This window comes from Pelagibacterium sediminicola, assembly GCF_003390885.1.
Classification (GTDB): domain Bacteria; phylum Pseudomonadota; class Alphaproteobacteria; order Rhizobiales; family Devosiaceae; genus Pelagibacterium; species Pelagibacterium sediminicola.
Window position 1 is genome coordinate 205213 of record NZ_QMEL01000004.1, and the last position, 22188, is coordinate 227400.

The window sequence follows — 22188 nt, forward strand, 5'->3', positions numbered from 1 at the left end:
CGACTCCTTGCGTGAAGGCATTTTCATGACATCGCTGGAAGGCGCACCCCTTGTTGCCGGGGCCAATGCGCCACGTCCGTCCCGCCCGCAAGGCAATGTGCGCATGGGCGTCGTCGCCGCCTTTTCGGTCTATTCGATCTGGGGTTTCCTGCCGCTGTTCTTCAAGCTCCTCGAAGACATCGATCCGGTTCTGGTCGTTGCCTCGCGGATCGTCTTTTCGCTGTTCCTGGTCGCCATCGTGCTCGCCGCCCGCCGCAAGATGGACGAGGTCGCCGCCGCGTTTCGCGATCGCAGGGTGCTGATAACGCTCACCGTCTCCGCCGTGCTCGTCGCAGCCAACTGGCTGGTGTTCATTTGGGCCGTGGCCAATGAAAAAGTCCTCGATGTGAGCTTTGGCTATTTCATCAATCCCATGGTCAGCGTCCTCATCGGGCTGATCCTTCTGGGCGAGGATCTGTCACCCACCCAATGGGTAGCCGTGTCGCTGGCGGCGATTGCCGTTGCCATTCAGGTGGTCGGGCTCGGCAGTCTGCCATGGATCGCGATTTTGCTCGCGCTCACTTTCGCCTTTTACGGCTATGTCCGCAAAACCGTAAACGTCGGCTCGGCTGCGGGACTGATGATCGAAACGATCATCCTCACGCCGCCCGCCCTGCTCTATATCGGCTGGACGATGCTCGCCCCCGCCCCCCATCCCATGTCCGATCCCTCCATGCTGCTGCTTCTCGCGCTATCGGGGCCCGCCACCGCCGTGCCCCTGATGCTGTTCGCCTTCGCCGCCCGCCAGCTCCGGCTTTCAACCATCGGCATGTTCCAATACATCGCCCCCTCGATGGGCTTCCTGCTGGCGGTCTTTGCGTTCGGCGAACCGCTGCAACTGCCTCGCCTTGTGAGCTTCGCGCTGATCTGGATTTCCGTCGCGATCTTCACCGCTGGCTCGCTCCGCACCCGCATCGCGCGCTGATCAGTCCGCTTTTGCGGTCAGCATCACGACGCTGCGCGCCGGCAAATTGACCTTGCCGTCCCCCGGCACGGCCTCGATCCCGGGGCACGAGACCAGCGCGGTCTCGAACGCCAGCCCCTTCTCCTGCGGCAATACGGCTTCGACGGGCTCGCTCAGCCTGTTGAGCCAGACCAGCATCACCTCGCCCGCTTCGTGCAGCAACATGCCCACCACCGAGGAGCCGGGGTGCATCCAGTCTCCCACGGCCATCTCCCGCCCCTCCGGGTGCAGCCAGGTGACGTCCCTGAACCCGTCCTGTTCCTTGCCGGTAAGGAATTTATCCGCGCTCAATGCGGGGTGTTCGCGCCGCAGGCGGCTGAGCGCAGCGACAAAATTGACCAGTTCCCCATCCGCGTTCTCCCAGTCGAGCCAGGTGATCTCGTTGTCCTGCGCATAGGCGTTGTTGTTGCCCTGCTGGGTGCGCCCGAACTCGTCGCCCGCCGTCAGCATCGGGGTTCCGCGCGAAACGAACAGCGTTGCGAGCATCGCCCTCACGTCCCGGTCGCGCGCGGCGAGGATATCGGGGTCATCGCTGGGGCCTTCCACGCCGCTGTTCCACGAATAGTTGGCGTCGTGGCCGTCGCGATTTTCCTCGCCATTGGCCTCGTTGTGCTTGCCCTCATAGGCAACGACGTCCGCCAGCGTAAACCCGTCATGGGCGGCAAGAAAGTTGACGCCCGCCGAGGGCTTGCGCCCATCGTGGTCGAACTGATCCGCCGCACCCGCCAGCTTGCCTGCCAGCGCCCCCAGCACCCCCGAATCTCCACGCCAGAAGCGGCGCACCTCGTCGCGGTACTTGTCGTTCCACTCCATGAACGGCTCGCCGAACCGCCCCACGTGATAGCCTCCCGGCCCGGGGTCCCAAGGCTCGGCGATCAGCAGGCAGTCTTTCAGGATATCGTCGTTGCGGATGCGTTCGAGCAGCGCCGCATCGGTCGAAAACCCATCCATCGAACGCCCCAGCACGGTCGCAAGATCGAAGCGGAACCCGGCGACCCCATATTCGGTGACCCAGTATCTGAGGCTGTCGACCACCAGATCCTGCACCGCCGGATGGTCGCATTGCAGCGTGTTGCCGGTGCCTGAATCGTTGACCAGATGCAATTGTCCATCGGCCTCGACATGGCGGTAATAGGTCCGCGCATCGAGCCCTTTCATCGAAAGCACCGGCCCGTCCGAATCCCCCTCGCCGGTGTGGTTGTAGACCACGTCCAGCACAACCCGGATGCCCTCCTCGCGGTACATCTCCGTCATCGCCCGCAACTCCTGCCGCCCGCGCGGCAGGATGCGCGGATCGGGCGCAAAATACGTAACCGGATTATACCCCCACACATTGGTAAGCCCCAGCGCCGGCAGGTGCCCGTCATCGATCCACGCCGCCACCGGCATCAATTCGACCACATCGACGCCGAGATGTTTCAGATGATCGATCACGAAGCGCGTGGTCAGTCCCGCCACGGTCCCGCGCAGCGGCCCCTGCACCGAGGGGTACCGCATGGTGAAGGGCCGGACGTTGAGTTCGTAGATGAGGTTGGGCCGCGCGCTGTTGTCGGGCAGCGGCTCGCCCTCCGCCGGGCCCATGACGAACGCCTTGGGCATCACCGGCGCCGTATTGACGCTTTCCTCGCGCGGCAACCGGAGCTTGGGGCTGCGCACGAAGGTACGGTCGATGCGCCGCGCGTAAGGATCGACCAGCAGCTTTTCGGGATCGAAATAAAACCCTTGCGCGCGGTCGTACGGTCCGTCGGCCCTCAACCCGTATTTCGCCCCCGCCGCCAATTCGTCGATATGGACATGCCACACATTGGCATCGCCCCGCGCCAGCTCCACGCGGTCTGTTTCCTCGTCCGCCTCGTTGAAGAGGCAGACCCACATCTTTTCCGCCGTCTCGCTATAGACCGAAAACCCGACACCCGTGTCGGTCACCGTCGCTCCGAGGGGCGTCGGCCCTACCGTGCCGGCATTGCTTTTTTTCAGCATCGGGACCCTATGTGATCACGGTCGGCGCATCCCGCCCGGTGCGCGCCCCGATCTCCGCCACGGAGTCCGCCAGCGCGATGAGATCGGCCAGAGCGTCCTGGGTATCCCGGTCATGCGCGCCGTCGGGAGCTTCGTAGCGTTCGAGGTAAACCCGCAACGTCGCGCCCACCGTTCCGGTTCCCGAGAGCCGGAAAACGATGCGCGAGCCGTCCGCAAATCCGATCCGTACCCCCTGCGCCGAACTCGTCGATCCATCCACCGGATCGTGATAGGCAAAATCGTCGGCCAGCACGATTTCGCGCCCGCCCAGCCCGCTTGCAGGCAGCGAGGGGAGTCTGGCCCGCAGATCGTCCATCAGCAGGTTCGCCGCCCCGCTGTCGATCTCCTCATAGTCGTGCCGTGAATAATAGTTCCGGCCGAAGCGTGCCCAGTGCTCACGCACGATCTCATCGACGCCCTGTTTCCTCACCGCAAGGATATTGAGCCACAACAGAACCGCCCACAATCCGTCCTTTTCCCGTACGTGATCCGACCCGGTGCCCGCGCTTTCCTCGCCGCAGATCGTCACCCGCCCCGCATCGAGCAGATTGCCGAAGAACTTCCATCCCGTCGGCGTCTCGTGCATCTCGATGCCCAGCTTTTCGGCCACCCGGTCCGCCGCCGCGCTGGTCGGCATGGATCGCGCGATCCCTACGATGCCCCGCGCGTAACCCGGCGCCAGATGCGCATTGGCCGCGAGGATGGCCAGCGAATCCGAAGGGGTCACGAACCGGCCCCGCCCGATGACGAGGTTGCGGTCCCCGTCCCCGTCCGACGCCGCCCCGAAATCGGGCGCGTCCGGTCCCATCATCAGATCGTACAGCTCTTTCGCATGTACGAGGTTCGGATCGGGATGCCCGCCTCCGAAATCGGGCAGCGGCACCGCGTTCACCACCGTCCCCTCGCCCGCCCCCAGATGCCCCTCGATGATCGCCTTGGCGTAAGGCCCGGTCACCGCGTGCATCGCATCGAACCGCATCCTGAACCCCGACGCGAACATCTCCCTGATCGCATCGAAATCGAACAGCGTCTCCATCAGCGCCGCGTAGTCGGCCACCGGATCGATCACCTCCACCGCCATCCCCGCCACGCTCTGGATGCCTTTGCGCGTAAGATCGATATCGGGTGTGTCGACGCTCTTGTATTCGGTGATGACCAGGGACCGCGCATGGACCGCATCGGTGATGCGCTCGGGCGCCGGCCCGCCATTGGCGGCGTTGTACTTGATCCCGAAATCCCCGTCCGGCCCGCCCGGATTGTGGCTGGCGGACAGAATAAGTCCGCCGAACGCACCGTAATGCCGGATGATATGGGACGCACCGGGGGTCGAAAGAATCCCTCCCTGCCCCACCAGCACCCTGCCGAACCCGTTGGCCGCCGCCATGCGGATGGCGATCTGGATGACGGTATCGTTGAAATACCGCCCGTCCCCCCCGATCACCAGCGTCATATTCTCCTTGCCCGGCAGGCTGTCGAACAGCGACTGGATGAAGTTCTCGACATAATTGGGCTGCTGGAAATGCGTCACCCGCTTGCGCAGGCCAGAGGTTCCCGGCTTCTGGTCGTCATAAGGGGTGGTGGCGATGGTCTTGACGGTCATTGGTTCCCCAAAAGCGAAGTGTAGAGCGCCGCGTATTTCTCCGCGCTCCTGTCCCACGAAACGTCGGTCTTCATGCCCTTGCGTTGCATGCGCGACCAGACGGCGGGCCGGTGGAAAAGCGAAACCGTCCGGCGGATGGCTTCGCCAAGGCCCGGCCCGTCCACCGGCGAAAACTGGATGCCCGTCGCAACCCCGGCCTCCACCGCCGCCTCGTTGGCGTCGATCACCGTATCGGCCAGCCCGCCCACCCGGCTCACCAGCGGCACCGCACCATAGCGCAGCCCGTAGAGCTGGGTCAGCCCGCACGGCTCGAACCGCGAGGGCACGAGCATCACATCCGCCCCGCCCTGCATCAGATGCGAGAGGTTTTCATCATATCCCCTAACGAACCCTACCCGCCCCGGATGCCGCGCGGCGGCCTGCGTCATCGCGTCTTCCAGCCCCCCATCGCCCGACCCCAGAACGGCGAGCCGCCCCCCGAGCGACACCAGCCAGTCCACATTGTCGGCAACGATATCGATGCCCTTCTGCCAGGTCAGCCGGCTCACCAGCCCGAACAGCGGGCCGCCGTCCATCTCCAGCCCGAACCTCTCGGCCAGCGCCAGCGTGTTGATCTGTCGCTTGCCGGTGCTGGCCGCCGCATAATTCGCCGCCAGCGCCGCATCGGTCCGCGGGTTCCACGCCTCGACATCGATCCCGTTGAGAATGCCGTAAAGGTCGGCCGACCGTTCGACCAGCAACCCTTCCAGCCCCATGCCGTATTCCGGCGTCTGGATTTCCAACGCATAGGTCGGGCTGACGGTGGTGATGGCGTGGGCGCACCGCAATCCGCCTTTGAGGAACCCCACCCCGCCGTAATATTCCACGCCCGTCATGTCGAAAGCGGCCTGCGGCAACCGCAGATGGGGAAAGATATCGGCGCCGAACTGCCCCTGAAAGGCGATGTTGTGGATGGTGAGCGCCACTTTCGTCGTGCTGTCGCCCCCGAACGCGACATAGGCCGCCGCCATCGCCCCCTGCCAGTCATGGGCATGGATGATGCGCGGCCGGTATCCCTCGACCAGTCCCCTGGCAAGCTCCGCCGCCACCCACCCGAGCGCCGCATAGCGCGTCCAGTTGTCCGCCCAGTCCTCGCCCGCCTCGTCCACATAAATGCCGCCCGCCCGGTCATAAAGGTGGGGCGCATCGATGACGATGAGATCGAGCCCTTCCACCCGCGCCGCGATCAGTTGCGCAGCATCGCCGAACAGATCGTCGAACCGCGCCACGACGCGCCCCTTTCCCAGCGCCGCCATCACCTGCGGATAGCCGGGCACCAGCGAGCGCATGGCGATATCGTGCGCGGCCAGCGCACGTGGCAGCGCCCCGGCCACATCGGCCAGCCCGCCGGTCTTGACCAGTGGATAGATTTCGGAGGTAACGGAAAGAACGTCGATCATCGCGCTGCAAGATAGTTGTTGATCATGGGTTGGGTAATGAGCACGACGCCATTTTCGGTTCGCCGGAACCATCTTGCGTCAAATTCGGGGTCCTCCCCCACCACCAACCCCTCGGGAATGTCCACCCGCGCATCGACCACGGCCTTGGAAAGCCGCACCCCGCGCGCAATGGTACACCGGGGCAGCACGACCGCCTCGTTGAGTTCCGAATAGGAATTGACCCGCACCCCCGTGAACAGCAGCGTGCGCTTGAGCTGGGCCCCCGACACGATGCAATCGCCCGAAATCAGCGACGAGATCGCCTGCCCGCGCCGCCCTTCCAGATCGTGGACGAACTTGGCGGGCGGGGTGATCTCGGCATAGGTCCAGATCGGCCAGTCGCGGTCGTAAAGGTCGAGTTCGGGCAGCGTATCGGTGAGATCGACATTGGCCTCCCAATAGGCATCGATCGTCCCCACATCCCGCCAATAGGCCACGTCCTCATTGGTCGAGCGCACGCAGGACCGCGTAAACCGGTGCGCCCAGGCCGAGCCGTTCTTGACGATATAGGGGATGATGTCCTTGCCGAAATCGCGCGAGGAGCCTTCCGTCGCCGCATCGCGCCGCAACTGGTCCATGAGGAATTTCGTCTCGAAAACATATATCCCCATCGAGGCCAGCGACACCCCCGGCTTGTCGGGGATCGAGGGCGGGTTCTTGGGCTTTTCCACGAAATCGATGATCCGGTCGCGCCCGTCCACGTGCATGACCCCGAACGCCGACGCCTCGTGCGACGGCACTTCGAGACACCCCACCGTCACGTCCGCGCCGGTATCGACATGCTGGCGCAGCATGATCTCGTAGTCCATCTTGTAAACATGGTCGCCCGCCAGAACGACGATGTATTTCGCGCCATAATCCTCGATGATATCGATGTTCTGATAAACTGCGTCTGCCGTCCCCGCATACCACATGTCCTCGGCAACCCTCTGGCTCGCCGGAAGAATATCAAAACTCTCGTTGCGCTCGGTGCGCAAAAAATTCCAGCCCCGTTGCAAATGCCGGATCAGACTGTGCGCCTGGTATTGCGTCGCCACGGAAATGCGCCTGATGCCCGAATTGATCGCATTGGACAGCGCGAAATCGATGATCCTCGACTTGCCCCCGAAATAGACGGCGGGCTTGGCGCGGCGATCGGTCAACTCCATCAACCGCGTCCCCCGCCCCCCCGCCAGCACATAGGCCATGGCATCACGCGCCAGTGGTGCCGGGTGTGTCTTGTAGGCCATGATCCTCTCCCTTTATGCGCCCTATGACTGGGCTTTGATTATTGCGTTTGCGGTTCGCATCGCTGGCCCCCTCACCCCCGACCCCTCTCCCACAAGGGGAGAGGGGGGCTCAAAAGCCGCAACATCCCCGGAACCCCCTTCTCCCCTCGCGGGAGAAGGGGGCCCGGCAAAGCCGGGTCGGATGAGGGGGCCAGCGATGCCTGCAAAATACCCCGCACCATCCCCCTACTCCCCCTCGAACTGCAAAATCAGCGTCGCCAGCGGCGGCAGCACCAGTTCCGCCGTTGCCGGATACCCGTATTCGTTCCCCTCTGACGCCTCGACCACGCCCTGATTGCCCATATTGGTCCCGTTATACCACCCGGCGTCCGTGTTGATCCGCTCGATCCAGCGCCCCGCCGCAGGCATGGGCAGCCGGAACTTTTCGCGCGGCACGGGGGTGAAATTGGTGATCACCACCACCGGCGCTTGGCCCGGCGCGCGCCGTATCCAGGCGAGGATGGAATTGGCCTGGTCGTTGGCGATGATCCACTCGAACCCTTCCGGCTCGCAGTCGCGCTGGTGGAGCGTGGGCAGTTCGCGATAGACTGCGTTAAGGTCGGCCACCAGCCGACGCACTCCCTCATGGGCGGGAGCGTCAAGCAGCCACCAGTCGAGCGCCTTGCCTTCATCCCACTCGTCGCGCTGGGCGAACTCCTGCCCCATGAACAACAGCTTCTTGCCCGGATACCCCCACATGAAGGCGTAGTAGGCGCGCAGATTGGCAAACTTCTGCCAGTCATCCCCCGCCATTTTGGAAAGGAGCGAACCCTTGCCGTGCACCACCTCGTCATGACTGAGCGGCAGGATAAAATTCTCCGAAAAGGCGTAGAGCAACCCGAACGTCAGGTCGTTATGGTGGTAGCGGCGATGGGCGGGATCGCGCTGCATGTAGCGCAGCGTGTCGTTCATGAACCCCATGTTCCACTTGAACCCGAACCCGAGCCCGCTGGCATAGGTCGGCGCGGTCACCCCGCTCCAGCTCGTCGATTCCTCGGCGGCGGTGAAAATGCCCGGATTGTGCCCGTAGGCCTCCGCATTGACCCGCTGGAGGAACGCCACCGCTTCCAGATTATGGTTTCCGCCCAGCCGGTTGGGCACCCATTCGCCGGGCTTGCGCGAATAATCGAGATAGAGCATCGAGGCCACCGCATCGACGCGCAACCCGTCGATATGGAATTTTTCCAGCCAGTAGAGCGCGTTGTTGGTAAGATAACTCGACACCTCCTTGCGCCCGAAATTGTAGATCGCGGTGTTCCAGTCGGGATGATAGCCCTGCCGGGGGTCGGCGTGCTCGTAAAGCGCCGTACCATCGAATTTCGCCAACCCGTGCTCGTCGGTCGGGAAATGCGCGGGCACCCAGTCCATGATGACCCCCAGCCCCGCCTCGTGCGCCGCGTTGACGAAATGCGCGAACCCCGCCGGCTCCCCGAACCGGGCCGTGGGCGCGTAAAGCCCGGTGGGCTGATAGCCCCAGCTCGGATCGTAAGGGTGCTCGGTCACCGGCAGCAGTTCGATATGGGTGAAGCCCAGATCCGCCGCGTAAGGCACGAGCTGCTCGGCCAATTGCTCGTAGGAGAGGAACGAGCCGTCAGGCCGCCGCCGCCACGACCCCAGATGCACCTCATAGATCGACATGGGCTCGCGCCGCATGTCCCGGCCCTGCCGCGCCACCATGTGCGCCTGATCGGTCCACTGAAAAGGTGTGGGATCGGCCACGACCGACGCCGTCTTCGGCCTCAGTTCCGATTGCTGGGCGAAGGGGTCGGCCTTGAGGGGCAGCCTTGTCCCATCCTTGCCGATGATTTCGTATTTGTACTGCGCGCCGGGATGAACGCCGGGGATGAACACCTCCCACACGCCCGTTTCATGACGGCTGCGCATCGGGTGCCGCCGCCCGTCCCAGTCGTTGAACGAACCGACGACGCTGACCCGCTGCGCGTTGGGCGCCCAGACCGCGAAATGCGTGCCCTCGACCCCCTCGAACGTCATGAAATGCGCACCCAGCTTGTCGAACAGCCGCAGGTGCGAGCCCTCCCCGATATAATAATCGTCCATCGGCCCCAGCACCGGCCCGAAGGAATAGGGATCGAGCACATCCCATTCCCCACCCGCGTTTTCCGCCCGATACCGGATCGGCTGCCGCGCATCGATCTCGAGCTGGCCCTCGAAAAACCCCGCCTCATGCCTGCGCGTCATCTCGCCGAGCGGCGTTCCATCGAGCGCGTGGGCGGCAAGCGTTTCGGCGTGGGGCACGAAGGCACGGGCAACCCAGACCCTGCCGCTTTCGTGCAGGCCCATCACCCCGAACGGATCAGTATGCCGCCCCGCAACGATGCGCTCCACATCCCCGTCCGCCGCCCGCCACTCCGATTTTGCCTTAGCCAAACCTTTTCACTCCCCCGCCGGATGTCAGTTCATCGTTCCTTGTAGCACCGCAGCACCCCTCACCCCCAACCCCTCTCCCTCAAGGGGAGAGGGGGGCTCAAAAGCCGATACATCCACGGAGCTTCCCTTCTCCCCTTGAGGGAGAAGGTGGCCGAAGCGAAGCGGAGGTCGGATGAGGGGTGCAGCGATGGATGCAATTTCCCGCCGGATCACATCACCTTCCATATCTCCTCCGCATACTCCCTGATCGTCCGGTCCGAGGAAAACCACGCCACCCTCGCCGTATTGCGGATGGCCATGGCGTTCCACTTCTCCCGATCCGCCCAAACCGTGTCCACCGCGCGCTGCGCCTTTGCGTATCCGTCGAAATCGCGCGTCACCATGAACCAGTCGTGATCGTAAAGCCCGTCCATCAGCGGACGGTAACGGGCCCGGTCGTCGGGCGAAAAGACCCCGCCGGAAATCCCCTCCATCACCTCGGCCAGACCCGGCGAGGCCGCGATGATCTCGCGCGGCGAGCGGCCAAGAGCCCGGACGTCCTCCACCTCGTCGGCGGAAAGCCCGAAGATGAAGATGTTTTCCGGCCCCACCCGCTCCCGGATCTCGACATTGGCTCCGTCCATCGTCCCGATGGTCACCGCGCCATTGAGCGCGAACTTCATGTTGCCCGTGCCCGAGGCTTCCATCCCCGCCGTCGAAATCTGCTCGGACAGGTCCGCCGCCGGGATGATCGTCTCGGCCAGCGACACGTTGTAGTTGGGCAGGAACACCACCTTCAAAAGCCCCCGCACCGCCGGGTCGTTGTTGATGACCCGCGCCACGTCGTTGATCAGCTTGATGATGAGCTTGGCGTTCCAGTAGCTCGGCGCGGCCTTGCCCGCGAAGATCTTGACGCGCGGCACCCAGTCCCGTTCCGGGTGCGCGCGGATCATGTTGTACTGGGCCACGGCCTCCATGATGTTGAGCAGTTGCCGCTTGTATTCGTGGATGCGCTTGATCTGCACGTCGAACAGCGCATCGGGCGAAACCACAACCCCCACCCGCTCTTTTACGAGCGCAGCCAGCGTCTCCTTGTTGCGGCGCTTGACCTTGGCGAACTGGTCCTGAAAACCCTTGTCCTCGGCATGCGCGTCGAGCTTGATCAACTGCTCGATATCGTCCTTGAACTCGGGCCCGATCCGCTCCGAGATCAGCCTGGTCAGCCCCGGATTGCACTGCATCAGCCAGCGGCGCGGGGTCACCCCGTTCGTCTTGTTGTTGATGCGCTCGGGATAGAATTTGTGCAGTTCGGCGAACACCGTCTGCTTCATCAATTCGGTATGGAGCGCGGAAACGCCGTTGACCGAATGCGAGCCCACAAAGGCCAGTTGCCCCATGCGCAGCCGCCGCACCCCGTTCTCGTCGATCAGCGAGATGGCCGCGATCTGGCTGTCCGACAGCCCCTTTTCGCGCGCATCGGCCAAAACCATCGCATTGATCGCATAAACGATCTGCATCTGGCGCGGCAAAAGCCGTTCGATGAGCGCCACCGGCCAGGTTTCCAGCGCCTCTGGCAAAAGCGTGTGATTGGTATAGGCGAAGGTTTTCTGCGTGAGCGACCACGCCTCGTTCCAGCCCAGTCCCTGCACGTCCACGAGGATGCGCATCATCTCGGCGACCGAGATCGCGGGATGGGTATCGTTGAGCTGGATCGCCACCTTGTCGGGGAGCGAGCCCAGATCGCCATATTGCTGCAGGTGCCGCCGCACGATGTCCTGCAAGGACGCCGAGGAGAAAAAGAACTCCTGGCGCAGCCGCAATTCCTGCCCCGCCGGGCTCGAATCCGCCGGATAGAGCACCCGCGTTATCGCCTCGGCCTTGGCGCTTTCCTCGAGCGCCCCGATATGGTCGCCCGAATTGAACCGGTCGAGCAGGATCGGGTCGATCGGCTGCGCGCTCCAGAGCCTCAGCGTATTGACCCGCGCCCCGCGCCACCCCACCACCGGCGTATCGAACGCCACGGCATTGAGATGTTCGGCCGGATGCCAGACCTGCCGCACCGTGCCGTCCGGCTGGGTCACCGGCTCGACAGACCCGCCGAACCCGATTTCATAGGCGCTTTCGCGCCGCTCGAATTCCCAGGGGTTCCCGTGCGCCAGCCACGTTTCGGGCAATTCCACCTGCCAGCCATCGCTCATTTCCTGCCGGAACATCCCGTTCACATAGCGGATGCCATAGCCATAGGCGGGCACCTTGACCGTGGACATGGATTCCAGAAAACACGCCGCCAGCCGCCCCAGCCCCCCATTGCCGAGCGCCGCGTCCGGCTCGCGCTCGATCAGTTCGTCGATCGAGACGTTGAACCCTTCGAGCGCCTCGCGCACCGCATCGGCCATCCCCAGATTGGACATGGCATCGCGCATCAGCCGCCCGATGAGGAATTCGAGACTGAGGTAATAGACCCGCTTTTGCGAGTTGCGCCACGTATCGCGCGTCGACTCCATCCACTGGTCGATCGCCCGGTCGCGGATGGCAAGGATGGTCGCCGTCAGCCAGTCGTTGCGCCGCGCAACGATTGGGTCCTTGCCCACCGAATAGGTCAGCTTTTCAAGAATTTCCTCGCGAAGACTCGCAGCGTCAGTGGCGCGCGGACTGGGAGTCGGAGCGTCGTAGACAATCGGCTTTTGCGGCATTGCGCACCTTCGTGTTCATGTCTCGCGCCTCCCTCGCCTCGTGTCAGTCTTGCACGCGCGTGGGCCGGTTTCCAGCGTCTTTTACTTTATTGCGCCCGCTGCGGGAACCAATTGCGGCCTTTGCGTGTTGTTGTACCAGTGATGAAGGCTTCCCCTACCTTCATTGCGCCCAAGCCCTACCCTGTGGAGGATTGCCGCCCGGCAGTCCTCCACTTTTTTTAATTTTTTCTTGGAACCCTATTAGTGGGCGCGCGTTTTCTTGCCGAGCGAAGGCGCTTCCCCCAACCCCTTCGCGACCAAGAAGGCCGGCTGCGAAAGCGCCGGTCTTCTTTTCTTTCGTGTAGAGAAACTGGGCCTTCCTTGGCCAGATCGTTTCAACCTTAACGGAAACAATCGTCTTTTGATCTGTAGGGCGGTGACGGGGTTTTCGGGAGTCACACTTGAATGGCGCATATGATGGCGGCGCCCCATGGGCGCCACCGCTGAAATCGATGATACGGTTCCGTCAGGCTCGCCGGCCAAGACCGAAGATCAGCCCGATTACCATGGCGACCAGGAACACGAAGAACAGAATCTGCGCAATCGAGGTGGCTGCGCCGGCAACACCGGTAAACCCGAGCACCCCGGCAATGATTGCGATAACCAGAAAGGTCAGAGCCCATCCAAGCATGGCGATTACTCCCATCAATATTGAGTTCGCCATGAAAACGTCAGGACCCGCGCGACAGTTCCTTGCCGCACGGGCGTTTTTTTCCTGGGGAAGGACCTTCAGGCCGCCTGCTCCATTTGCTCCGAAAAGAACAACACCTGGCTGACCAGAGCCTTGACCATGTCGGGCTGGAAAGGCTTGGTGACGAGGAACGCAGGCTCGGGCCGCTCCCCGGTCAGCAACCGCTCGGGGAATGCTGTAATGAAGATCACCGGCACGCTCACCGCGCGCAGAATGTCGTTGACCGCATCGATCCCCGAACTTCCGTCCGCAAGCTGGATATCGGCTAGCACCAGACCCGGCCGCCGCTCGTTGAACAGCTTGATCGCCTCGTTATGGGTGCGGGCAACGCCGGTCACCGAATGGCCCAGCGATTCCACCATGCTCTCGATATCCATGGCGATCAGCGGCTCGTCCTCGATGATGAGCACGCTGGTTGCCACCTGCTGCGCCATTTCGCGGGCCGCCTCATCGATGAGGCCGGAGAACTCCTCGTCTGGGACGCCCAGTATATAAGCCCCCTCCTCGTGGGAAAACCGCTCCACCGCCAACAGCAAGAAAGCCTGGCGGGGCAGCGGGGCGATGGCCTTGAGGCTGCGCCGTGCCTGGTTTTCCCAGCGGTCCTCGGTCGGGGGCAGGTCATGCAGATTGATGTCGACCGACTTCCAGAGTTGGCAGAATATCCGATAGAGCGCCACCTTGTGGTCCACGTTCTCGGGGAAGATGGACCTGTCCGTTATCAGGGCTTCGAGCGTCGCCGACACATAGGCGTCACCACTCGACTGGCTGCCGGTCAAAGAGCGCGCAAACCGCCGCAGATAGGGTAAATGCGGCGCGATCAACTCGGCAAGATTCATGAATAAACTCCCTCGTAAAGCCGGCCCTGATCATCCCTTGGAAGGGCTCGGAACTGCCAATTAACGATTGAGCACCGGGAAAGTTCCAGAACCATTGGAACTTTTTTTGCTGGCCGGCGTTCATCGTCCAATCTAGGACTGCCTGATCGGGGATAATAAGTGACACAAATGACTAGTAGCAGGAAGCAACCGGCTGAGCCCGTGGAAACACCAGCGAAGCCGGGCCCGCGCCTGAGCGAGGAATCGCAGGCCTTTATCGGCCTCAAGCTTCGCGAGCTTTACGACGACGTCGTCGCCGAGCCGGTGCCGGATCGTCTCCTTGAGCTGCTGAACAAGCTCGGGGCCAAAGACGACGAAACCCGTTGAGGTGAGCCCGGCCATGACTGCATATGATTTTCGTTCCGAACTTCTGTCCGTCATTCCGAACCTGCGAGCCTTCGCCATGTCGCTCGTCGGCGCCGCCGACCGCGCCGACGATCTCGTGCAGGAAACGCTGGTGCGCGCCTGGGACAAACGCGACACCTTTACCCCCGGCACCAATCTGAAGGGCTGGTTGTTCACCATCCTGCGCAACGAATTCTACAGCCAGATGCGCAAGCGCAAGCGCGAGGTGTCCGATCCCGAAGGGGCGATGGCCGCACGGCTCTCGACACACCCTGAACAGGTCGGAAAGCTCGATATGGAAGATTTCAAGACAGCGATCAGCTCCCTGCCCCATGATCAGCGCGAAGCGCTGATCCTCGTGGGCGCCTCGGGATTCTCCTATGAGGAGGCCGCCGAGATCTGCGGCTGCGCCATCGGCACGATCAAGAGCCGCGTCAGCCGTGCCCGCGCCCAGCTCGCCACGACCCTCAAGCTCGAGGGCGATGGCGAGTTCGGGCCCGATGCGGTCGCGGTGGGCGTGATGAACTTTTCCTCGCCCGCCGCCTGACACCCCAACCATCCATTCCGGCCCCTTTGCTACAGGTTCCGGCCACCGGCCGGAACCTCCTTTATTTCTGGGCGTTTATCCCCCATCGATAACTCCGGAACGAGGGAGGCCCATATGGCCCGTGCTGCAACGACGACCCGTCCACTCAAGACCGATGGCAACGGAAAGGATTCCGCAAAGGATCTCGATGTGGAGATCGCTGCCCTGCGCGAAGATATTGCCGCCATCACATCGACCCTGGGCAACATTGCCAAACAGCGCACCAATGAAGCGAAATCCGAAGTGGAACGCGCCAGCCGCAAAGCCGTAGCCAAGGGCGAGGAAGCGCTGGAAACCGCCCAGCAGAATTTCGAGCACGCCGAGGACGAACTCAAGACCATGATCCGCGACAAACCGATTACCTCGGTGCTCGTTGCGGCGGGCGTGGGGTATCTGCTCTCGAAGGTCCTGAGGGCATAGCCCATGGCGTTGCCCGCTCCCCTGTCCTCGCTGACCCATCAGGCGGGGCGCATCGTACAATCCGCCGGCAGGACGGCGGCGATCTATGCGGCGTTGACCCTCATGGGTTTCATCGGCGCAGGGTTCCTCATCGCCGCCGCCTTCATCTGGCTCGCAGCGCTCACCGACCCGCTGATTGCATCGCTGATCATGGCGGCGCTATTCCTGCTCGTCGCCGCAATCTGGCTCGCCATCCTCATGGCGCGCCACGAGCGCATCAAGCTCGAACGGCGTTCGTCCGCTGCCAACACTGCGCTGGTCGCCTCGAGCATTTCGCTCGCCGATGCGGGACTGCGCATCCTGTCCCGCGCCCGCGGTCCCATGTTCCTTCCCGCCGCCGCCACGCTCTTTGCCGCGTGGTACATCTCACGCGGAGGCGACCGCGACGAGTGATCAGGAGCCCTCAGATGCAATAGAAAGGCCGGGAAATCCATTCCCGGCCCTTTTTTTGGTCATCGTCCGTCATTGGCAAGTGAATTGAGCTTCAGCAGCTTTTCCAGCTCCAGATCGGCATCCCGCAACGCCCCCTTGTGCTCGGGCGCTGCGTAATGCTCCTTGTAGCTCTTGAGCAGTTCGATCTTGCGCACATTCGAGAGCGTGGCGTCGGCGGTGATCTCGCTGGGCTTGCGTGAATCGCTCCCCACATCGAACCCCGGCAATATGTTCTTGTCGGTCATCTCATCTCTCCTTTGTAATGACCAAACGCCAGGGGCCGGGGCCCGTTCCAAAAGCCGGGCAGCGAAAAGGGCCGGATCGCTCCGGCCCTTTCCGTGTTCGAGGCTGGCGCCTTTAATCAACGATCACGACGTTCTCGCCCGGCGCTGCCGTATAGGCTTCCTCATTATATTCCGGAGCCGCATCGAGCTGCTCGCGGGTGAGGTTGGTGCGCAGCACCAGGTCGCCATTCCCGTCGCGCAGGAACGTCAGATTGTCGAACCCGACTGCGACCGGCTTGGTGCCGATGCCGAGGAACCCACCGAAGTCGATGATGACGGCTTCCACCTCACCACCGTCCGAGAGGATGATGTCGCCGATAGAGCCGACATTCTCGTCGCCCGAACCATAGACCGTGGTGCCGGTCAACTCGTCCGCCGAGATTTCGCTGGTCACCACCGGCTCAAACGTATCCCAGTCGGTCCCGACGACGCCCTGCTCGGCGGCCATGTCGTCGGCAGGCGCACCGGGGGCCGCCGCATCGCCCGCCGCGGCAGGGTCGTTGAGTGTATCGGCAGGCGCTGCGTCCATGGGTGCGGTCGAATCCATTGGTGCAGCCGGGTCCATGGGGGCCGCAGGCTCCATGGGGGCTGCAGGCTCCATCGGGGCCATGCCCCCATCATCGAGCATGCCATTGCCGCCCGTTTCGCTGGCCAGCCATTCGGCCCGGTCGAATTCCGCGGCCGCTTCCAGTTGCTCGCGGGTCACCGAGGCAACGAGGCGCTGCTCGCCATCGGCGCCGACAACCAGTTCGAGATCGCCCCAGTCGACGGCGACATCCTTCTGGCCAATGCCAAGGAACCCGCCGACACCGACGACGACCGCACCGATCGCGCCGTTCTGGTCGAGCACGAAATCATTGACCTCGCCGATCGATTCCGCATCGTCAGCCGACGAGTTGAAGATATCTTCACCGACGATCTCGCTGGCCAGCCAGCCATTGGCGCTGATGCCGCGCTCGGCAGCGGTGACGAGAGGATCTGCGGGAGGCTCGGCAGGCGCTTCGACCGCCGGGGCCTGGTTCATGGGGTCCATGGGCGCAGGATCCATTACGTCCTGAGCCAGTGCTCCGCCCGTCATGAGGAGCGAAAGCGCGGTAGTGGCAAGAAGCTTGCGATACATGGTTTTCTCCTGAAATCGCCTGTTTGTTGAAGCGACCGCCACCCGCGTTTCCGCTCGGGCCGCCGCTATGGGGGTTCAACGCAGGCAAATCTCCAAGGTTCCGCTCCAGACGTCCGGTTTCCCGCCCCCGGCAACTTCCCGGAGCCTTCCCGCACCGACCCGCTCCGCCCCCGAAATGCCCCGTTCTCGGCATGATTGGGCCCAACGCACAGCACATTCCCCGCGCATGCATTGGCCTTGTCCAATCCGCAGGGGAAAACCTCGATGCCCAGAACATCCGATCCCATCAAGGGATACAGCCACAAAGGCTTCATCGCCGGATGGTGTGCGATCATTCTGGTAGGGATAGCCGGCTTCAGCCTCCTCACCCTGCCCCTCGCCTATTCCAGCGCCGAACCTGGCGTAGCGTCCGCCGATTCTGTAGTCACATCGGTAAACTAGGACCGCTGGACCTGTCTTTGCGGCAATATCCGTTCTGGTTCCCGGTAATAAATACTGGGATGACATCGAGGAGGAGTGCAAATCCTGCCAAAACCCCATTGTCATTCCGGGATTTATTTCCGGAATCCAGCGCGATCTCACACCATGCACCAAGGCATACCGTTTCCATTAAAACGTAAAACAGTTCTAAGCCGTCTGCCCCGCCGCCCAGCCCGATGACCAGGCCCACTGGAAGTTGTAGCCCCCCAGCCACCCGGTCACGTCCACTGCCTCACCGATGAAATAGAGTCCCGGAACGGCCTTTACCTGCATGTCCCGGGCGTTGAGCGCGTCCGTATCGATCCCGCCCAGCGTCACCTCCGCCGTGCGGTAGCCTTCCGAGCCAACCGGCCTGACCCGCCAGTTCTTGGTTGCCGTCTCCAGCGCGCGCGCCTTGGCCTTGCCCTGATCGGCGATATTGCCCGCGATCCCCTCGGCCTCAACGATATGCTGCGCCAGCCTGCGCGGCACGATGTCGGCCAGCGCGTTCGCCACTGCCTGCCGGCCTCCGGTCCTGCGCTGCCCCTCCAGCCACTGGCCGAAATCCACCCCCGGCGCCATGTCGATGCCGATATCATCGCCCTCGCGCCAATATGAGGAAATCTGCAGAATCGCCGGTCCGCTCAACCCCCGATGGGTAAAAAGCATCGCCTCGCTGAACCGCGTCCTGCCGTGCGAGACCACCGCATCCACCGCGATCCCCGCAAGCGGCTTCAGCCTTTCCAGCATCCCCGTCTCGAAGGTCAGCGGCACGAGCGCGGGCCGGGTTTCCGTCACCGCGACATCGAACTGCCGCGCCACCCCATAGGCGAACCCGCTCGCCCCCATCCTGGGGATCGACTTGCCGCCCGTTGCAATGACCAGCGAGCGGCACCGCACCGTTTCCCCGCCAAGCGAGAGCAAAAATCCGTCCCCATCCCGCTCGATCCGCTCGATCGCCGTCTGCAATCGCAGCTCGGCCCCCGCCTCGCGCATTTCCTTGACCAACATGTCGATGATCTGCTGCGCCGATCCGTCACAAAAGAGCTGGCCCAGGGTCTTTTCGTGCCATGCGATCCCGTACCGATCGACCAGCTTGATGAAATCGTGCTGGGTGAATCGCCGCAGCGCCGAGATCGCAAAGCGCGTGTTCTGCGAGAGAAAGGCGTGCGGCCCACTATCCAGATTGGTGAAATTGCACCGCCCGCCGCCCGAGATCCTGATCTTTTTTCCCGGCGCCTCGGCGTGATCGATGACCAGCACCCGACGTCCGCGCCGTCCCGCCACAGCGGCGCACATCATCCCCGCTGCCCCCGCCCCGGCGATGACGATATCGAACTGCCGCATCATGGCTCCCGGAAAAGCAAAACCCGCCGCACAAACCTGCCGGCGGGCTCCGCTATAACCCAGTTTGCCGTTCTGTCACACCACGAGGATCGGCGCGCCCTGCGACACGCGGTCATAAAGATCGATGACGTCCTGATGCAAAAGCCGCACGCAGCCCGAGGACACCGCCTCCCCGATCGTCCAGGCTTCGCCCGAGCCGTGCACGCGATAGATGGTGTCGCGCCCGTTCTCGAAGATATAGAGCGCCCGCGCGCCGAGCGGATTGTCGAGTCCCCCCGGCTGGCCGTGACGCCACTCCTCCAGATGCGGCTCGCGCTCGATCATGGCGGCGGGCGGCGTCCATGTGGGCCATTCGCGCTTGTACTGGATATAGCCCCGGCCCGACCACTCGAACCCGGCGCGCCCGATCCCCGCGCCGTAACGGATCGCCTGCCGCCCTTCGCGCACCAGATAAAGATAGCGCGAGGAGGTATCGACGACGATGGTGCCGGGCCGCTCACCGGTCGGGTCATCCACCACCTGCCGGTAATATTCCGGCTTGAGATAGCGCAGGTCCACCGCGGGAACAGGGAATTTCTCGTTCGGCAGCGGGCCGTACATATTGACATAGAAAGGATCGAACTGCGGCGCGGGGGGCTGGGTCACCCTCGGCGTGGAGGTGCACCCGGCGAGCGCAAGGGCGGACAATCCGGCCGCCCCCGCGATGAAGGTTCTGCGATCCATGGTATTGATACTGGTCATTGCGTTTACTCAAACCTCGAACGTCATAAAATGAGACGGGCGGATCTCCGCTCCTTCTTCACAAACCCAGACGCAAAGGATGGTTCCTGTTCGGATCGCCTGCCCCCGCCGGAACAGTGCCCCAACGACCCCATCCCCTGCCGCTTCTCGCGACGGCGCTGTACCAGACCAACAATTTGCGGCAACTGCGAAATTCACGCTCCACAGCACGGGAGCGATGCTTTAACCGAAATGGTTGAGAATTGGGTAACCGTGATGCCCGCTCGCAAAGATGTGAGCGAAACGCACCATCGCTGGCCCCCTCATCCGACCTCCGCTTCGCTCCGGCCACCTTCTCCCACGGGGGGAGAAGGGGAACCTGTGGGGCAACCACACGAGCCCCCCTCTCCCCTCGTGGGAGAGGGGCTGGGGGTGAGGGGGCCAGCGATGTCTCGGCCAGCAATCCGTAGTCTCACCCCTCCAGTTCCTCCCGCAACATCTCCAGCTCCAGCCACTCATCCTCGGCCCGCGTCAGCGCTTCCTGAGCGGCCGTATAATCCTCGGTCGCCTTGGCGAACCCCTCGGGATCACGCGTATAAAACCCCGTATCATCGAGCTTTTCCTGCAAGTTCCCCATCGTCGCGCGCAAGCTGTCCATCGTTTTCGGCAGGGTTTCCAGCGCGTGCTTTTCCTTGAACGAGAGCTTGCGCCTGGCCTGCGGCGCAGCCGGGGCCGGCTCGGCCTTTTCCCTCGCCGGTCTGGACCTGCCCGCCCCCCGCGCCTCGACCCCCGCCCCGCGCTGGGCCACCATGTCCGCATAGCCCCCCGCATATTCGTTCCACGTCCCATCGCCCTCGGCAACGATGATCGAGGTCGCGACCTTGTCCAGAAAATCGCGGTCGTGGCTGACGACGACGACCGTCCCGTCATAGTCCGCAATCATCTCCTGCAACAGATCGAGGGTTTCGAGATCGAGGTCGTTGGTCGGCTCGTCCAGCACCAAAACGTTGGAGGGCAGCGAGAGCGCCCGCGCCAGCGTCACCCGGTTGCGCTCCCCGCCCGAAAGCTTGCCCACCGCTGTCCGTGCCTGTTCGGGGGTGAACAGGAATTCCTTCATGTAGCCGATGACGTGCTTGGCCTCGCCGTTGATGGTCAGCGTATCGCTGCCCCCGCCGGTCAGCACGTCCTTGAGCGTCATGTCCGGATCGAGCGAGGCCCGCCGCTGGTCGAGCACCGCCATTTCCAGCCGCGTCCCGAGCCGCACCGTGCCCCTGTCGGGCGCCATCTCGCCGGTCAGCATGCGAATGAGCGTGGTCTTGCCCGCCCCGTTCGGCCCCACGATCCCCACCCGCGCCCCACGCATGATGCGGGTCGAGAAATCCCTGACGATCACCCGGTCCCCGAACGCCTTGGAGACGTTTTCCGCCTCGACCACCAGCGCGCCCGAAGCCTTCCCCTCCGCAACCGAGAGCTTCACATTGCCCTGCGGCCCGCGATAGTCGCGCACCTGCTGGCGCAGCCCCGATAGCAGATCCATGCGCCGCATGTTGCGCTTGCGCCGCGCGGTGACGCCGTAGCGCACCCAGTGTTCCTCGGCGACGATCTTGCGCGCCAGCTTGTGCTGGGCCTGTTCTTCCTGTTCGAGAAAATCGTCGCGCCACGCCTCGAACCGGTCGAAACCCTGCTCGATCCGCCGCGTCTCGCCCCGGTCGATCCACACCGTCGCCCGCGTCAGGTCAGAGAGGAACCGCCGGTCATGGCTGATGAGCACCAGCGCCGATTTCAGCGATTTCAGTTCCCGCTCCAGCCACTCGATGGCCGGCAGGTCCAGATGGTTGGTCGGCTCGTCGAGCAGCAGCACATCGGGCTCGGGCGCCAGCACCCGCGCCAGCGCCGCCCGCCGCGCCTCGCCGCCCGAAAGCGAGCGCGTGCTTTCCGCGCCCGTCAGCCCAAGCTGTTCGATGAGATATTGCGCGCGATAGGGATCGTCCGCACCCTGCAACCCATCCTCGACATAATCGAGAACCGTCTCGAACCCCGAAAGGTCCGGCTCCTGCGGCAGATAGCGCACCGTCGCGCCGGGCTGAAAAAACCGCTCGCCGCCATCGGACTCCAGTATCCCCGCCGCGATCTTGAGCAGCGTCGACTTGCCCGACCCGTTCCGCCCCACCAACGCAATCCGCTCCCCCGCCCCAACCGAAAGCTCCGCCCCATCGAGCAACGGCTGGCTCCCGACGATAAGCTTGATCGATTGCAGCGAAAGCAAAGGCGCGGCCATGGGAATCCTTTAGGTGGTTGTTACGCGTGGCGAGTGATGGCTAAAATCGGGCGGGACGCAAGCATCGCACCCCCTCATCCGACCTTTCGCTTCGCGAAAGCCCACCTTCTCCCACGAGGGGAGAA

At 63.5% G+C, this 22188-nt stretch carries 18 protein-coding genes; 5 read left to right on the plus strand and 13 right to left on the minus strand.

The genetic code is table 11. The features are described from left to right. The first annotated feature begins 25 nt into the window (after nucleotides 1-25). On the plus strand, nucleotides 26-964 hold the full coding sequence (rarD, locus tag DQG18_RS09280; RefSeq protein ID WP_157970083.1) for an EamA family transporter RarD: 939 nt from the start codon (nucleotides 26-28) through the stop codon (nucleotides 962-964). On the opposite strand, the gene glgX is transcribed toward rarD, so the two are convergent. From glgX to DQG18_RS09320, 8 genes are all read right to left on the minus strand, one after another. Next, nucleotides 965-2983, minus strand: coding sequence for a glycogen debranching protein GlgX (gene glgX / locus DQG18_RS09285; RefSeq protein ID WP_116653980.1), 2019 nt, complete (start codon nucleotides 2981-2983; stop codon nucleotides 965-967). Between the two features lie 7 nt (nucleotides 2984-2990). Beyond that, nucleotides 2991-4622, minus strand: a complete 1632-nt coding sequence (locus tag DQG18_RS09290; protein WP_116653981.1) for an alpha-D-glucose phosphate-specific phosphoglucomutase — start codon at nucleotides 4620-4622, stop codon at nucleotides 2991-2993. Then, complete coding sequence (gene glgA, locus DQG18_RS09295; protein WP_198669719.1) at nucleotides 4619-6058, minus strand: glycogen synthase GlgA; 1440 nt, start codon at nucleotides 6056-6058, stop codon at nucleotides 4619-4621. Before glgA ends, DQG18_RS09290 begins: the two co-directional genes overlap by 4 nt. Then, nucleotides 6058-7329, minus strand: coding sequence for a glucose-1-phosphate adenylyltransferase (gene glgC, locus DQG18_RS09300; RefSeq protein WP_116653983.1), 1272 nt, complete (start codon nucleotides 7327-7329; stop codon nucleotides 6058-6060). Before glgC ends, glgA begins: the two co-directional genes overlap by 1 nt. 225 nt (nucleotides 7330-7554) lie before the next feature. Next, on the minus strand, nucleotides 7555-9756 hold the full coding sequence (gene glgB, locus DQG18_RS09305; protein WP_245958419.1) for a 1,4-alpha-glucan branching protein GlgB: 2202 nt from the start codon (nucleotides 9754-9756) through the stop codon (nucleotides 7555-7557). Between the two features lie 209 nt (nucleotides 9757-9965). After that, a complete protein-coding gene (locus DQG18_RS09310; RefSeq protein WP_116653984.1) occupies nucleotides 9966-12428 on the minus strand; it encodes a glycogen/starch/alpha-glucan phosphorylase in 2463 nt (820 codons plus the stop codon). A 505-nt stretch (nucleotides 12429-12933) separates the two neighbouring features. After that, nucleotides 12934-13098, minus strand: a complete 165-nt coding sequence (locus tag DQG18_RS09315) for a DUF1328 domain-containing protein (protein WP_116654038.1) — start codon at nucleotides 13096-13098, stop codon at nucleotides 12934-12936. 98 nt (nucleotides 13099-13196) lie between these two features. Then, nucleotides 13197-13994 carry a response regulator gene (locus DQG18_RS09320; protein WP_116653985.1) on the minus strand — a complete coding sequence of 266 codons (798 nt, stop codon included), beginning with the start codon at nucleotides 13992-13994 and terminating at the stop codon, nucleotides 13197-13199. A 201-nt stretch (nucleotides 13995-14195) separates the two neighbouring features. On the opposite strand from DQG18_RS09320, the gene DQG18_RS09325 reads away from it, so the two are divergent. The 4 genes from DQG18_RS09325 (at nucleotide 14196) to DQG18_RS09340 (ending at nucleotide 15816) form a co-directional block, all read left to right on the plus strand. Further along, the gene (locus DQG18_RS09325; RefSeq protein ID WP_245958420.1) at nucleotides 14196-14360 is read left to right on the plus strand and encodes a NepR family anti-sigma factor; all 165 of its coding nucleotides are present in this window, start codon (nucleotides 14196-14198) and stop codon (nucleotides 14358-14360) included. Nucleotides 14361-14373: 13 nt separating this feature from the next. Further along, on the plus strand, nucleotides 14374-14925 hold the full coding sequence (locus tag DQG18_RS09330; protein WP_116653987.1) for a sigma-70 family RNA polymerase sigma factor: 552 nt from the start codon (nucleotides 14374-14376) through the stop codon (nucleotides 14923-14925). Between the two features lie 114 nt (nucleotides 14926-15039). Next, nucleotides 15040-15384, plus strand: coding sequence for an ElaB/YgaM/YqjD family protein (locus DQG18_RS09335; protein WP_116653988.1), 345 nt, complete (start codon nucleotides 15040-15042; stop codon nucleotides 15382-15384). Nucleotides 15385-15387: 3 nt separating this feature from the next. Next, nucleotides 15388-15816: a hypothetical protein gene (locus DQG18_RS09340; protein WP_116653989.1), complete on the plus strand. Its 429-nt coding sequence runs from the start codon at nucleotides 15388-15390 to the stop codon at nucleotides 15814-15816. Nucleotides 15817-15875: 59 nt separating this feature from the next. On the opposite strand, the gene DQG18_RS09345 is transcribed toward DQG18_RS09340, so the two are convergent. The 5 genes from DQG18_RS09345 to DQG18_RS09365 form a co-directional block, all read right to left on the minus strand. Next, nucleotides 15876-16100 (minus strand): hypothetical protein, encoded by a 225-nt coding sequence (locus DQG18_RS09345; protein ID WP_116653990.1) that lies wholly within the window; start codon nucleotides 16098-16100, stop codon nucleotides 15876-15878. 112 nt (nucleotides 16101-16212) lie between these two features. After that, nucleotides 16213-17259: a PRC-barrel domain-containing protein gene (locus DQG18_RS09350; RefSeq protein WP_116653991.1), complete on the minus strand. Its 1047-nt coding sequence runs from the start codon at nucleotides 17257-17259 to the stop codon at nucleotides 16213-16215. 627 nt (nucleotides 17260-17886) lie between these two features. Then, nucleotides 17887-19065 (minus strand): BaiN/RdsA family NAD(P)/FAD-dependent oxidoreductase, encoded by a 1179-nt coding sequence (locus DQG18_RS09355; protein WP_116654039.1) that lies wholly within the window; start codon nucleotides 19063-19065, stop codon nucleotides 17887-17889. A 75-nt stretch (nucleotides 19066-19140) separates the two neighbouring features. After that, complete coding sequence (locus DQG18_RS09360) at nucleotides 19141-19806, minus strand: L,D-transpeptidase (protein WP_116653992.1); 666 nt, start codon at nucleotides 19804-19806, stop codon at nucleotides 19141-19143. Between the two features lie 451 nt (nucleotides 19807-20257). Further along, entirely contained in the window at nucleotides 20258-22063 is a 1806-nt protein-coding gene (locus DQG18_RS09365; protein WP_116653993.1) for an ABC-F family ATP-binding cassette domain-containing protein, read from the minus strand. Nucleotides 22064-22188 lie beyond the last annotated feature (125 nt).